The following is a 15,187-nucleotide window of genomic DNA, read 5'->3' as shown; positions in this document are numbered from 1 at the left end:
AAAACGAAACATAAACGAAACATTTATGAAACGAAACGAAGAACTTAGTAAGTTAACCAATGTAAAAGAATGGGACTTTATTGTCATCGGAGGGGGAGCCAGTGGTTTAGGCTCAGCATTAGATGCAGTAAGCAGAGGATTTAAAACCTTATTGCTTGAATCTCATGATTTTGCGAAAGCAACTTCAAGCAGAAGCACCAAGTTAGTACATGGTGGAGTAAGATATTTGGCACAGGGAGATGTCGGATTAGTGAAAGAGGCTCTAAAAGAAAGAGGTCTATTGGCAAAAAATGCAGCACATATTGTAAAAAACCAATCTTTCATTATTCCTAATTACACCTGGTGGGGAGGAATCTATTATAAAATAGGTCTCTCTGTTTATGATTTCCTTGCAGGAAAACTAAGTTTGGGTAAAACGAAATATATCGGTAAGTCTAAAACCGTTGAAAAGCTACCAACTATTGAACAAAACCATTTAGTAAGTGGTGTTGTTTACCAGGACGGACAGTTTGACGACGCCAGACTTGCAGTTAATTTAACCCAAACTATTATAGAGAAAGGCGGAAGTGCAGTGAACTATGTAAAGGTTGTTAATCTTCTAAAAAACGATGCTGACAAAATTATCGGTGTGGTTGCAGAAGACCAATTCTCAAAACAGCAATATCAGATTCACGCAAAGGTTGTCATTAATGCTACAGGTGTATTTACGAATGACATTCTTAACATGAACAATCCTAAGCATGGTAAACTTGTGGTACCAAGCCAGGGAATTCACCTGGTGCTGGATAAATCATTCCTGAAAAGTGATGATGCCATTATGATACCGAAAACATCAGATGGAAGAGTTTTATTTGTTGTGCCTTGGCATGACAGAGCTTTAGTAGGAACTACTGATACGCTTCTAAAGGATGAAAGCTTTGAGCCGCGTGCCTTAGAAGAAGAGATCAACTTTGTATTAAATACAGCAAGACAATATTTGTCTAAAAAACCGACTCGCGAAGATGTAAAATCCATCTTTGCCGGACTTCGCCCTCTTGCTGCTCCTAAAGATGGTAGCAAAAGTACGAAAGAGGTTTCCCGAAGCCACAAAGTTATTGCGTCTGAAACCGGATTAATTTCCATCATTGGAGGAAAGTGGACTACTTACCGTAAAATGGCAGAAGATACTATTGACAAAGCAATGCAAGTACATAAACTGGGAAATACTACATCTAAAACAGAACACATGTCCATCCATGGAAATGTAAAACCTGAACAGGTAGACAGAACCAATCATTTATATGTATACGGATCTGACATTCCTGCTATAAAAGCTTTACAGGAAAGTAATCCCCGCTTTTTACAAAAAATACACCCTGATCATCCTTTCACAGTTGCAGAGGTAGTATGGGCTGTAAGAAATGAAATGGCCGAAACGATTGAAGACGTTTTAGCAAGAAGAGCACGTTTACTATTCCTTGATGCCAGAGCAGCCATAGACAGCGCACATAACGTTGCAAGAATTATTGCAGAAGAAAAAGGATATTCTGAAGATTGGGCTGCGCAACAGGAAAAAGAATTCATCGAATTAGCAAAAGGATATTTATTAACACCTTATTCACCTAAAGTCATCAACCTTAATTAATCATAATATGAATGAAAAATTAATACTCGCTTTAGATCAGGGAACTACTTCCTCCAGAGCGATTCTATTCAACCACAGCGGAGAAATAAAATATGTATCTCAAAAAGATTTCAGACAAATATTCCCAACTCCGGGTTGGGTAGAGCATGACCCGAACGAAATATGGTCTTCGCAAATCTCTGTAGCTGCAGAAAGCATAGCCAAGGCTGGCATTTCTGGATTGGAAGTAGCCGCAATTGGTATTACCAACCAACGTGAAACAACTATTGTTTGGGATAAAGAATCCGGAGAACCTATTTATAATGCCATTGTTTGGCAAGATCGAAGAACTTCAAAATACTGTGATGAGCTGAAAGAACAAGGCCATGCAGAAATTATAAAAGAAAAAACAGGACTTATTCTGGATGCTTACTTCTCCGCAACTAAGCTGAAATGGATCCTTGATAATGTAGATGGTGCCAGAGAAAAAGCTGAAGCCGGAAAATTATGTTTTGGAACTGTTGACACATGGCTTGTATGGAAGCTAACCCGTGGGAAAATGTTCATCACTGATGTTTCCAATGCCAGCAGAACAATGCTTCTGAATATTCATACCTTAGAATGGGACAATGATTTATTGGAGCTATTCAACATTCCTAGAGCCATTCTTCCTGAGGTAAAACAAAGTAGTGAGGTATACGGAGAAACAGCCACTACTCTATTTTCTACAAAAATTCCGATTGCAGGTATTGCAGGTGACCAACAAGCAGCTTTGTTTGGACAAATGTGTACTTCTCCGGGAATGGTTAAAAATACATACGGAACAGGATGCTTCTTACTAATGAACACCGGAAAAGAAGCTGTTGCCTCAAAGAATAACCTTTTGACAACCGTTGCATGGAAGATCAATGGAGAAGTTAACTACGCTCTGGAAGGAAGTGTATTTGTAGGGGGTGCAGCTATTCAATGGCTGAGAGATGGGCTTAAACTTATTCATTCTTCTGAAGAAGTAAATGATCTGGCAGCATCCGTTGAAGATAATGGCGGAGTTTACTTCGTTCCTGCCCTTACCGGTTTAGGTGCTCCTCATTGGGATCAGTATGCACGTGGAACTATTGTAGGAATTACCCGTGGAACTACTGACGGACATATCGCAAGAGCCACCCTTGAAGGAATTGCATTTCAGGTATATGATATCGTAAAATCTATGGAAGCTGATTCCGGAAGAGCAAGCCTTGAACTAAGAGTAGATGGCGGGGCTTCGGCAAGCAACCTATTGATGCAGATACAATCTGACCTTTTCGGATTTAAAATCACAAGACCCAAAACACTGGAAACAACTGCTTTAGGAGCCGCATACCTTGCTGGTCTTGCTGTAGGGTTTTGGAAAAATATTGATGAAATCCAGGAACAATGGATTGTAGATAAAGATTTCCACCCTCAATTGGAAAAGGAAAAAGTAGATACCATGATTCACTTTTGGACTAAAGCGGTATCTCGTGCTCAAAGCTGGATAGAAGATTAATTCGCTGACCTTAAAAACTCACATATGACTCCATTTATCGCAGAAGTGATCGGAACGATGCTTCTTATATTGTTAGGCAACGGTGTTGTAGCCAATGTTGTCTTGAAAGATACCAAAGGAAATAATTCCGGATGGATTGTTATTACCACTGCTTGGGCATTAGCCGTTTTTGTCGGGGTAACCGTTGCAGGTCCTGTAAGTGGAGCTCATTTAAATCCGGCTGTAACCATTGGTTTAGCTGCTGCAGGAAAGTTTTCCTGGGATTTAGTGCCCTCTTATATCGCTGCTCAAATGATTGGCGGAATGCTGGGTGCATTTTTAGTATGGTTATTCCATAAAGATCACTTTGCCATTACGGAGGATGAGGGAGCAAAGCTGGCTTGTTTCAGTACAGGCCCTGCTATCAGAAAGGTATCATCTAACCTTATCAGTGAAATTATCGGAACATTTGTACTGGTATTTGTTATTTTCCACTTCTCAGATCCGAGTATAGCTTTACAGGCGGATCCTAATGCAAAAGTTGGACTTGGTACTGTAGGAGCTATTCCCGTCACATTTCTTGTTTGGGTGATAGGACTTTCCTTAGGAGGAACTACAGGATATGCCATCAACCCCGCCAGAGATCTTGCCCCAAGAATTATGCACGCCATTCTTCCGATAAAAGGAAGCAGTGACTGGAGCTACGCATGGATCCCTGTAATAGGCCCTGTAATAGGTGCTGTAATTGCTGCTTTACTATTCATAATTTTAAAATAAAAATTACAAATGATGAGAATACTAAAAGGAATCTTCCTCCTACTTCTAGGGACAGGAAAGTTATTTTCACAAGAAAGCGGTGATTCTAAAGAAACGAAAGAAAGCAGACTTGATTTCACAGCCAATATTCAAAACAACCATTTATGGAGAGGTTTGATCATTACAGACAAACCCGTTGTAATGGGTAATCTTTCGTACGCTTTAGATGCGGAAAAGAAATGGAAAGTGGGTATTTGGGGAGCTTCTGCCTTGGCAGATGACAAAGACAACACCCATTACAAAGAGATTAATTATTATGTTCAATATTCTAACGGACGTTTTTATATTGGATTATGGGATCTTTACAACTCAAGAAACATCAATACAGCCGTTGCTGCCGATGACATCTTTAGTTATTCACAAAGGAGAACGGCCCATATTATTGATTTAAGAACCAATTACACATTCGGACCTTCATTCCCGATCAACATTGAGGCAGACATTATGCTTTATGGTGGCGCCAATGCAGGAGAAGTTATTCTGGAAGCTGATGGAAGCTATAAAAAGAACAGATATTCCACTTACATTCAGGCAAGTTACCCTGTAATAAGCGGACAGAAAGTAAATCTGGACGCTTTTGTAGGAGCCGGATTTTCACTCAATGGAAACACCTTCTTGTATGGAAATGGAAAAAACAATTTTGATATTGTCAATGTAGGAGTAAAAGCAGGAAAAGTATTAAAGATCACAGATCATTATAGTCTTCCCGTTTCTATGATGGCGATGTGGAATCCGTCTAATAAATATGCAAGAATTCAACTTGCCGCAACAGTTTTTTAATCTAGCTTTAACTAAATTATATAAAGACCGCTCCTTTTGGGGCGGTTTTTGTTATTATTAAAAGTTAATATCAGGGTTTTTACGGCGTACTGGTTTGGTAAATATTCCTAATTTTGAAAAAAAACTATGAAAAAGATTTTCAGTTTAGTCATCTTGTGCATCAGTATGTTCGCGTTAGCACAGATAAAAACTCCTTTTACCGGACACAGAAGTTTTGATATTCTAAAAGGATATAGCGGTACCGGCACTCCTCATTATTATTTGGATGTGAAAAAAAACGGTGATGTACATTTTGGATACGTACAGGTGAATCAGGCCAGCGGAAAGGAAACCAAAGAAGAGATAAATGCCGGCAAATATGCTCCCAATAAGGTAATGAAAGTCGTGTTCAAAAAGTTTAACGAAACTTTTTTTGTAAAGCTTGATAAAGATAAAATTTACCTTACGGATGAAAAAGGAAACATTCAAAACCTTGAGGGCTGCTGTTCTTCCAGCGAAAGCATAGACAAAGAAACCTGCACTTGTGAAAGTGAGCTGTATCAATAACAATCTGACACTGGGCCAAACCGAATTGTGACTGCAAGAGTATTTTATATCAATGAAAATTTTAAGAATTTTACTGCTATTCTTTCTGATGGCTTCATGCAGCAAGAAAGAAAATCATCCTTACACGTTTTATTACTGGAAGACCAATTTGAAATTGGATCGGGAGGAGAAAAAAACATTGGATCAGGCTTCTGTTCCTTATTTGTATACCCGATTTTTTGATGTTGACAAAATTGGAGGCAAGTTTCAGCCTGTTGCTGCCATCACCAAAGACCCCAGTTTTGAAACCCATAAACAGATTGTACCGACAGTTTTCATTACCAATCAGACTTTACTGGGTATTTCCTCGGAGGAAATTAAATTTCTCGCAGAAAGCATTCATCAATTAGTTCAAAAAAAGTCTCAAGAATATCATTTGAAAATCAATAATGAAATTCAAATTGACTGTGACTGGACCGCGGGAACACGAGATGATTATTTTAAATTTTTAAAAGAACTTAAAAAGGTATCCGGAAAAGAAATTACTTGTACGTTACGTCTTCATCAGGTTAAGGATAAAAAGAAAACAGGAATTCCACCGGTAGAAAAAGTGTACCTGATGTGCTACTCTACTTCTTCACCATTGGAAAAGTCTGATAAAAATTCAATTCTGGATGTAAATATTCTAAAAAGCTATCTTTCAAAAATGGAAGATTATCCCATCAAAAAAATTGAGGTAGCACTGCCTATTTATTCATGGGGGATTGTTACCAATCATCTTGACAAGCACAGACTGATCAATGCTTTATCTAAAAAGGATCTTGAGAACCCTAATTTTAAGAAAATCTCTAATCATGAGGTTGAAATAATGAAAGACGGCTTTTATTTCGGAAACTATCTTAATAAAGGTTTTAAAATAAAGGTGGAAGAAATTTCCAAGGAACAACTGGAAGATGTCACGAATTTCCTCGAGAAAAAAATACCACATTTTAATATTATTTATTATCAATTAGATAGTAAATTTGTGTTAGATCGAAAATTTTAAATCTTTTACAGATTAAGACAGACTACGAAAGCTTCATTAAGCCAACTTATTTTCTGTCGGCACCAACATTACAAACAACTATATAAAATTATAAAAACACTACACACCCTATGAAAAAATACATTCTTTCACTTGCGGTTGTATCTCTTTTCTATACGAATTCTGATGCCTGTGCATGGTCGGATCCTGATTATGAATACTTCAATCTTTTTACACAAAGTATTATCAAGGATAAATCTTACCTGCCTTTTCTGCATACCTACTCCAGCAGATTCTTTGGTGGATACAACCCGTCTCTGATTCCTGATGACAATGTTGAAGCCTGGAAAAAATTCTTCAACAATCAGCTTACTTATGCAGAGACGCAGAATCTCGTGTATAAACTAAGCATGAATGATCTGAATGCTTTAAAGAACGGCACCCTTACCCAACCCCTTTTACAAAAATTGGGAACAGGGTTTTATCAGAAATATAAAGAAGGGATTGATTATCTAATTGAAGCTAAGTATCTGGAGCCTTACATGAGCATCAATTATGTTGAAACCGAAAACTCTTTCTATTCTTATAGCAGAAATGAAAGCAAGAAAGATGCAACTTCTCTTGATTACAATAAAACAATCGCAGCTCTTACATCTTTGTACAATGCTGCCAGAAATCCTGAGATCAAGCAACGTTACGCATACCAACTTGTACGTTTGAATCATTATACAAGAAACTACGATTCTGCGGTACAGGCTTTCAAAACCTATATAGAACCCATTAAACTAAAAGGTACGGTTTACTTTATGGCACTGGACCAGCTGGCCGGCGCTCAAAGGGGACTGGAAATGAACGGTGATGCCAACTGGAACTTCTTTCAGGTATTTATGAACAGTAAGGATCGTAAGGAATCTGCATTTATTTCTATGAAGCTTTCGGATACAGCCTCTTTCAGTAATATCATGAAAAGAGCAAATACGAATGAGGAAAAGAATATGGCATATTTCCTTTTAGGATATGAAGACTTCAATAACCCGATTCCTATCATGGAAAAGATGTTTGACATTAATCCTGATTCTGAGATTCTGAAAGTAATGGCTGTAAGAAGCATTAATGAACTGGAGAGAAGTTATCTTCCTACTTATTACTATACGTCATCCTCTTTGGGAAAGGTATCTGTACACACAGGAAATACTGAAACCAAAACCTCAAAAGATGCTCCTGCCGATAATAAAGCTACAGCAGAAGTAAAAGAGGAAAAAATATCTTTCTGGCAGAAGATTGTTCGATTCTTTAAAAATCTTTTTGGAGGATCATCTTCTGATAAAACAGGTGATGGAAAGAAAGCTGATCAAAGTGATGATGAATTGCTAAACAACCCAAATAGAATTCCTTTTTATACAACCGGATATGAAGGTTATGACCAAACGACCAAAGACTATCTGGATGATCTGGAAAAATTCACCGCGAAAACCAAAGAAAAATCCAAGGATGAATATTGGCAGATTGCAGATGCATACCTGAAGTTTTTAAAGAAAGACTATAAGGAAAGTACTGAGATTCTTAACGACATCAAAACTACCAATCCTGAATATCTGGAGGAAATCAAAAGGATGAAGGTTCTTAATGATATTGTTTCCCAGCCTAAAGTAGATGCAGCCTACGAAGATCATTTAATGAAAGACTATGCTGAATATTTTGTGGAAAAAGAAGTAAAAAAGGACACTGCCAATGTTAATGAGTATGATTATTATGGTGATGTTCCTTCTACCGCAGATTTCCTTAAGGATGTGATGGCCAACCGTTACTTTCTTCAGGGTGAGGACGGAAAATCATTCCTGATGAACAATAAGCTTTCTGATCTTCAATACAACCCTAATTCTAGTCTGGTAAAAAGCGTTGAGGAATTCTACAGAAAACCAAATAAGTCTCAGTTTGAACAGCAGATTATCTCCAAAAACATGGACAGCGTAGGAAATATTGATGCTTTCTTCAATACCATTTATGGTGACAGGGCTATGAGACTTGCTGACTTCGACAAGGCTAAATCGTACTATGAAAAAGCTCAGAAATTTGCGGGAATTCCACGAGTAAATTATGACTGGACTGAAAACAAGGGACAAACCATTACTCAGAAACAATATACACCTGCTGAATACAATGGTTTTAATAATATTTCCAATCTGGTTTTTGGGCATAATGTATGGGAAAGCTTCCAAAGTGCAGACGCTGAAAGTATGAAAGCAGAAAATTACACTGACTTCCCTTTCATTAAGAATAACATGAATAAGCTTGAACTTACGAATGTCCTTATCCAGCTTAAGAAAATAGGAACCGGAAATGATGAAAAGGCAGCAAAAGCTAATCAGCTTATCGGGAACCTATTGTATAATACTTCTATTTTAGGATATTACCGACAGTTATTTGTGATGGATATTGACAACAGCAACGGCGGAAAATACTACTTCTGGAATACAGATAGCGGTAACCCGTACAAGTATTATTACAAAAACTTCCTTGATACTTCTTATATAGAACCTGATAACTTCGATTTGGCTATCAATTATTATCAAAAGGCACTTAAGCTTTCAAATAATAAGGAAGAAAAGGCAAGAATCTTATTCCAGATGGCAAGTGCTGAGCAGGGTAAATACTATCAGTACGAAGCAAAATCTCAGAAAGACTTCGATTATTCTGATCCAAAGTGGTCTGAGAAAGAAGATAACCGCCAGAAGGAAATGGACAATCTTAAAAATCAGAAATACAGAACTTACTTTGCACAGTTAAAAACTCAGTATTCCGATACTGAAGCAGCTAAAAACCTAATGGGAAGCTGTAGTTATTTTAGCTACTTTATGAAAAGATAATGTAGGGAATTTGACCTTAAATTTTAGGTAAAATTCAAGACAAGCTTATTATATATCAAATAAAAAAGGAATCATTTAGATTCCTTTTTTTGTTCTTGCCTCTGTAGCCATTCTTCATGCTTCTCTCTGAAAAAATCATGCTTATAATCCTGATTTCTCTTTGCAGCATCAATAGAATGGGACATATGAATATCCGCATCTTTCTTAGCAAACTGAGACAGGTTCTCGTAATAAAGGTGAAGCTGATCCAATTCTCTTTCTGTAAGATCTTCAATATCTACAATTCTGTTGCTGGCTTTTTCATGGGCAGCAATGAGTTCATTCAGTTTAATTTGTATGGCTTTTGAGTCTTTATTCTGCGCTTTCTGAATAAGAAAAACCATTAGAAAGGTAATGATTGTAGTTCCGGTGTTGATAACAAGCTGCCATGTTTCCGAATAATCAAAAAGAGGTCCGGACACAGCCCAAATTACTACAATCGCCATCGCTCCTAAAAACGCACTTGGGCTTCCAGTAAATTTGACGGCCCAGTTTGAAAATTTTTCAAAATGATTTTTATTTTGATGGTCCATAATAAGGTTTATTTTATCTAATAAATGTATAAAATTAACCTGAGCCCATGAAAGAAATATTAAAAATAAGGATGTCAACTCAAATAGAGGTTGCTTAATCTTCTATTTCATTTTTCTAAATCTATGCCACCAAATCAGCAAACCCGTAATAGGTAAAGAGCAGCCGATAAATGAAACTATGAAATACAGAATAATACTTGGCAGTCCCATAATTTCTCCTGTATGCAGAGGTTTAGCCAATGCCGTGAATTGCTTGTTTAACGGTTTATCAGAAAACAGCTCCTTTGTTTTAAAAACTCCGGTTTTATCAAAGGTCACTTCATCAGGCAGCATCATTCCCAAAAAGTTTTGCCTATTGGTTTTTATCACTACATATCTTGGATTTTCCTTGTTAGGAAGCTCAATACTGATGGTAGCGGAGTAAGGCAACTGGTGGTCTGCTAATTTTAAAATCTTATCAATGGATGCCGATTCTGAGTTTTTAAGGTTTTTCTTTTCATCCTGCTTTTGAAGCATATCTTCTAAAAGACCTCCGAAAGCATCATCTCCACTGTCTTTATCTTTCGAAATATTATCAATGGATGATCCTCCCAAGCTTACAATAAGACCATTTTTCACCCAGGGATAGGTTATGTATAAACCGGTAACGGCAATGAAGAATAATATCAGGAAAGTATAAAAACCAAGAGTGTTGTGTAAATCATAGTTCAATCGTTGGAATTTTGCCTTGAACATGACAGTTAGTCCCTGCTTCAGGAACTTTAGTTTTTTAGGTAACCAAAGTATTAACCCTGAAATCAGCAGTACACAAAACATCAATATCCCAGCTCCCAATATCTGACGTCCTACATTTCCCATCATCAGGTTTCTGTGAATATCAAGAACAATTTCAAAGAAACGGCTTGATCCCACATCTGCCTGCCCAAGGATTTTACCTGTATATTGATTATAATATGTGGCTTTATCCAATTGATTCTCACGATAACCCACCACGTAACTTCTTCCCGCATCATCAGGCATCAGTAAAGAGGTTAATTCCTTATTGTCTTTTCGCAGTTCAGCCTGAATCTGGTCAGGGCTTTTAACCTGCTTAGACGGCGAACTGATATACACCTTATCTCTGTTACTAAAATCAGTGATCTGGTTTTTAAAGGCATAAAGACAGCCTGTAAGACATACCACAAAAACAATAATACTTGATAAAAGTCCCAACCAAAGATGGATGATCCACATTACATATTTAATGACCGATTCATTCTTCCGTCTTTTCCTGTAAAGGCTTTTAAACAATGTTTTCATTTTTGTTATAATAGCAAAAACATTAAGACAGTTTTGCCGTCTTAATGTTTTTAAATTGATATGAATAAATTAAAAAGTTAATACGAATTCTAGCAAGGAATCCGGAACAGATGATAAAAGTTATTGATTTCCAAAATACTTCCTCTTCTTTTTCCTTACTTCCAGCCTAAACCAGTATCAATATCGGTTATTTTCTTCCTTTAAATTGAACCTCTTTTACAATCTCCTCAAATTTTGTAAAGTGTTCCGGAGTCAATGCTTTTTGGATGGCTGCTTTTCTCTGAGCATCAAATTTTTCCCAGTATTCCTTAGCCAAATCATTATTCCCATGATATACATCGTGAGCATCATTGAATGCTTTTTCAAAGGCATCATTCGCAGCGTTCACCATCTTGAATTCATCTTCAGAAAGTTGAGCTTCTGCTTTTATTTTTTCTAATAAAGCATTGTCATATCTTGGTCTTTTTCTAGAATTTTCATCAACAAATTTGTTGAATTTTTCCATTTGTGGAGCATCCAATACTTTAGCCATTTCGATAGCCTGTTGCGCTCTCAGTTCTTCACCTTTAATTCCCAAAGCAACACGGTCCATATTTCCACCCTGAGCTTTTGCAGCCTGGAAGTTTTGTTCTTGTAATTGCTGGTATTTTGTTGTAATCTCGTCAAAGCTTTTTTCCTGCTCAGGAGTAAGTTTTACTTCTGTTTTGAATTGATTATAATCTACTCCTTTCTTCTTGTCTCCTGAACATGATAAGGTAAATGCTCCAAGAACTAATGCTAACAATACTGTTTTTATACTTTTCATAATAAATGATTTTGTTGATTAGAATTTATAGTTTACCTGTACAGCAAAGTTTCTAGGCTGAATTTGGTCAATATATCCACCTCTGAAGTAAGAGTTATACCCTACAGAATCAAAGATATTATTGAAGAACCCTCTTAATCCTACTCCATTTTTGAATGTATATCCTATCTGAGCATCAACAGTAGTATAGTCAGGCATGTTAAATGGTCTTTCGCCAGGTTGTGTTCCGTTCACGTGACCATTATCTAATATTACATCAAGTTTATAATCATCAACAGGTCTGTTTCCTACATAATAAACTCCGGCTCCTATATCAAATCCAGTTAAAACTCCTGTATTAAATTTATAATTTAACCAAGCATTTGCAGTATGCTTCGGCGTATTTATCGGCGCTGAACCATTTACAAATGAAGGGCTGTCCTGATATTGTGCATCTACATACGCCCATCCTGTCATAACCTGAAGATTAGGTAGTATTTTACCGATTAATTCAACCTCTACTCCTTGTCTTTTCAGTTCTCCGGCAAAAGCATATTTTCCTATCCCCTGACCATTAGTTCCCAAAAGTTCGTATGAAAGGTTATCTGTGTAAATATTAAAGTAAGTAACATTAAATCTTAATCTTTCATTAAGCCAGTCTGATTTGATCCCTGCTTCCCACTGTTTAGTAGTAGATGCACCAACGGTACCTCCTGTAGCTAACTGGTTGTTAGAATTTCTTAAAGCAGTAGTGCTTGTATAGGAACCAAAAATATTCATGTTTTCAATTGGAGAAACCATAATTCCAAATGATGGATTCCAAGCAAAGTCTTTTTCTTTATCAGAACCAATCAGTCTGCTATAACGAAGTCCTAAATGAGCTTTTAAGTATTTATTGAAAGTAATAACATCTTGTGCCATTAATCCCATAGTTGGCGCTATTGCATTAACAGAGCTAGCTGTAGCTGTATTTATCCCAACTCCAGTAGGAAGAATATTATTAACTTCATTTAAAACATTGATCTGATCAACATTTTCTGCTTTATATGAAGTTGTTGTAACATTAGATTCTTTCCAATCGAAACCTACCTGGAAAGTATGTTTCATAAATCCTGTCATCACATCTGCTCCGATGAAGTCAAATTGAAATACTTTATTCAAATCCTCTCTATCAGATCTTGTTAATGTTCTGTTACGGAATTCTGTTGGGTTATCTCTCTTTAAAGGAGCTAATGCTGCTCCAACGATTTCAGACTGGTAAGAAGAGCTCATAAAAGCAGCTCTTAATTTCAACTTCTCAGTAAGCTTTCTTGTAGCTGTTGTTGAGAAATTAAATGTTTCAATTTTTGCATTATCTGTAGAAAAACCAAGGAATTTTCTTCCCGGCATTTTATAAATTGCCTCAACATCTCCTTTTGCTAGGTTTATTGTTCCTCTGTCTGGAGTAGTGTTATTGTGCATATAATCCATCTCCACAACAATTTCAGTTTTATCATCCGGACGGATTGCAATGGATGGATTTACATAGATACGATCTGTATTAACAAATCTTCTGAAACTATTATTACTTTGATAAGCAGCATTTAATCTTACTGCTACTTTTCCTTGAGAATCTAATACTCTCTGGAAGTCAACTGTTGGTCTATAGAAGTCCCAGCTTCCATATCTGAAACCTACATTTGTCTGGTTAATAAATTTAGGAACCTTTGTCACTACATTTATTACCCCTCCTGCAGAACCAAGACCATCACCGATACCTTGTGTAACGGCAGCAGACCCTTTTATCACCTGAATACTTTCTACCCCCTGCATATCGGTAAGCATTGCTCCTGTACGGAAGTCGGAATCCATCTGAACTCCATTCTTTAAAACAGGAACCCCTCTGTATCCTCTAATAGACATACTTTCTCTGATACCTCCGTAACTACCAAACTGAGTAACTCCTGGAACATTTTTAGCAACGTCTGTTACAGTTAGTCCTCCCAAATCTTCAATTACTTTATAAGAAATTACTGAGATACTTTGGATCTGGTCTCTGGGTTTCAATGGGAGTCTTGTAATAGCTTCAAGACCTTCTGGTTGTTTTTTTCTTTCACCAAAAAGTTCTACTTCTTCAATTTTTTTATGCTTGATTGAATCGTTTGTCTTCTGTGCATTGGCAAGAACCCCACCCAATAATAGCAGAGAAAAGGATACTACTTTATTCATCTGATAATTTTTTTGCAAAATTATTATTTTTAATAATTCTAAATAAACAAATCAAGCTGACATATGTCACCTAAGACTGAACTGCTATTATCAGATTACAAAACTATTCTATATAATAATAAATATAGCTCACCCTACTATACACATCAATAAGGTAAACAAATCAAATACGAGTTATGAATCAAAAATTTATAATAAAAAAAACAGCATGAAATAGCTGTTTCTTTGGTATAAAAAATAATTCCCCCGACATTCTTCTTTTCTAAATTTGATTTCAACATAAAAAAAATCAGGAAAAAGAAGGGTGGCTTAAAATGTAGATCTTTTCTTTATTTCAAAGGATATTTTACAGCTTTATCAATCTCAATAGGGTTATTTTCTTTTAATATTGTTTTCCGACGCTCATCAGACATTCCTTTTAGCTGTTCTAAGCTTTTTATCTGTATACCAGAAACATAAAACGTGTTTTCAGGATTGGTATTAGATTTAAATGATTCTACGATCTCCTGCAAAGGATTGCTGTAAAGTTCTAACTGTTTTTTTACTATGATTTTTTCAGTGACAGGAATTGGCTTTTTCCCGATGAAACTATTAAGAAATTCAGCCTTATAAGTTTTAGGAAACTTTGTACTTTTTAAGAGCTTAAAAATATAGTTTTTCTTATCATCTTCAATCTCGAAAATCAATCCGGGAAGCCCACGAAATTTGTATGGTCCCTCGCTCAAATTCACATCTCTTGAAAACCACGCAATCCAATTTCTTCCGCCAAAAGTTGTAGTTGCTTTCTGCAATGTATATCCTCCTTCAAGTTTTGTATCATTCAGAAGCTTCCAATTCATTTTGTCGGTTGACTGTAAAGAGAAAAGATCATTCAATAAAATCAATGAAGTATTTTCAAAAGAGTTCTTTTTTCTGATAACAGCAGGAAGATTATCATCCCATCTCGCTCTTGTCTGCCCGCGAATAATGTTTAAAGAGTCTGTCTCAGCATAAGAATAAGGATAAAATTTGACATCATCAGGATTGATATCCAAAATCATATTGTCTTTAGTAAATTCCTGTGCTAGTGAATCTGTTTTATATTCCATTTGATATACAAAACGATGGGTCTGCGCACTAAGTATTAAGGGGAATAGTAATGTTATTAATATTTTCATGGTATTAGTTTAATTCAAAAATCTCAAAAAATACTTGAGTTACTAAAA

The 15,187-nt window shown here is 36.3% G+C and carries 12 protein-coding genes; 7 read left to right on the top strand and 5 right to left on the bottom strand.

Annotation, left to right across the window (positions count from 1 at the left end; translation table 11 throughout):
* Positions 1-25: 25 nt before the first annotated feature.
* From C1638_RS13145 to C1638_RS13115, 7 genes are all read left to right on the top strand, one after another.
* Positions 26-1,624 carry a glycerol-3-phosphate dehydrogenase/oxidase gene (locus C1638_RS13145; protein ID WP_109621617.1) on the top strand — a complete coding sequence of 533 codons (1,599 nt, stop codon included), beginning with the start codon at positions 26-28 and terminating at the stop codon, positions 1,622-1,624.
* A gap of 7 nt (positions 1,625-1,631) precedes the next feature.
* Positions 1,632-3,128, top strand: a complete 1,497-nt coding sequence (gene glpK, locus C1638_RS13140; protein ID WP_076353257.1) for a glycerol kinase GlpK — start codon at positions 1,632-1,634, stop codon at positions 3,126-3,128.
* A gap of 24 nt (positions 3,129-3,152) precedes the next feature.
* A complete protein-coding gene (locus tag C1638_RS13135) occupies positions 3,153-3,884 on the top strand; it encodes an MIP/aquaporin family protein (protein WP_109621615.1) in 732 nt (243 codons plus the stop codon).
* Positions 3,885-3,893: 9 nt separating this feature from the next.
* Complete coding sequence (locus C1638_RS13130) at positions 3,894-4,703, top strand: hypothetical protein (RefSeq protein WP_109621613.1); 810 nt, start codon at positions 3,894-3,896, stop codon at positions 4,701-4,703.
* A 126-nt stretch (positions 4,704-4,829) separates the two neighbouring features.
* Complete coding sequence (locus C1638_RS13125; protein ID WP_109621611.1) at positions 4,830-5,249, top strand: hypothetical protein; 420 nt, start codon at positions 4,830-4,832, stop codon at positions 5,247-5,249.
* Positions 5,250-5,301: 52 nt separating this feature from the next.
* Positions 5,302-6,273 carry a hypothetical protein gene (locus C1638_RS13120; protein ID WP_185140431.1) on the top strand — a complete coding sequence of 324 codons (972 nt, stop codon included), beginning with the start codon at positions 5,302-5,304 and terminating at the stop codon, positions 6,271-6,273.
* A gap of 110 nt (positions 6,274-6,383) precedes the next feature.
* Positions 6,384-9,119, top strand: a complete 2,736-nt coding sequence (locus C1638_RS13115) for a hypothetical protein (RefSeq protein ID WP_109621607.1) — start codon at positions 6,384-6,386, stop codon at positions 9,117-9,119.
* 71 nt (positions 9,120-9,190) lie between these two features.
* Here the strand turns inward: C1638_RS13115 and C1638_RS13110 are convergent, their stop codons facing one another.
* The 5 genes from C1638_RS13110 to C1638_RS13090 form a co-directional block, all read right to left on the bottom strand.
* Complete coding sequence (locus C1638_RS13110; protein ID WP_109621605.1) at positions 9,191-9,691, bottom strand: low affinity iron permease family protein; 501 nt, start codon at positions 9,689-9,691, stop codon at positions 9,191-9,193.
* A gap of 102 nt (positions 9,692-9,793) precedes the next feature.
* Positions 9,794-10,990 carry a PepSY-associated TM helix domain-containing protein gene (locus C1638_RS13105; protein ID WP_109621603.1) on the bottom strand — a complete coding sequence of 399 codons (1,197 nt, stop codon included), beginning with the start codon at positions 10,988-10,990 and terminating at the stop codon, positions 9,794-9,796.
* Between the two features lie 187 nt (positions 10,991-11,177).
* Positions 11,178-11,795 carry a hypothetical protein gene (locus C1638_RS13100; protein ID WP_109621601.1) on the bottom strand — a complete coding sequence of 206 codons (618 nt, stop codon included), beginning with the start codon at positions 11,793-11,795 and terminating at the stop codon, positions 11,178-11,180.
* A gap of 18 nt (positions 11,796-11,813) precedes the next feature.
* Complete coding sequence (locus C1638_RS13095) at positions 11,814-13,982, bottom strand: TonB-dependent siderophore receptor (protein ID WP_109621599.1); 2,169 nt, start codon at positions 13,980-13,982, stop codon at positions 11,814-11,816.
* Between the two features lie 329 nt (positions 13,983-14,311).
* The gene (locus tag C1638_RS13090; protein WP_109621596.1) at positions 14,312-15,139 is read right to left on the bottom strand and encodes a GLPGLI family protein; all 828 of its coding nucleotides are present in this window, start codon (positions 15,137-15,139) and stop codon (positions 14,312-14,314) included.
* Positions 15,140-15,187: the final 48 nt, after the last annotated feature.

The organism is Chryseobacterium oncorhynchi (genome assembly GCF_002899895.1).
In the GTDB taxonomy this organism is placed as follows: domain Bacteria; phylum Bacteroidota; class Bacteroidia; order Flavobacteriales; family Weeksellaceae; genus Chryseobacterium; species Chryseobacterium oncorhynchi.
This window is presented reverse-complemented; position numbering and strand designations above follow the sequence as displayed.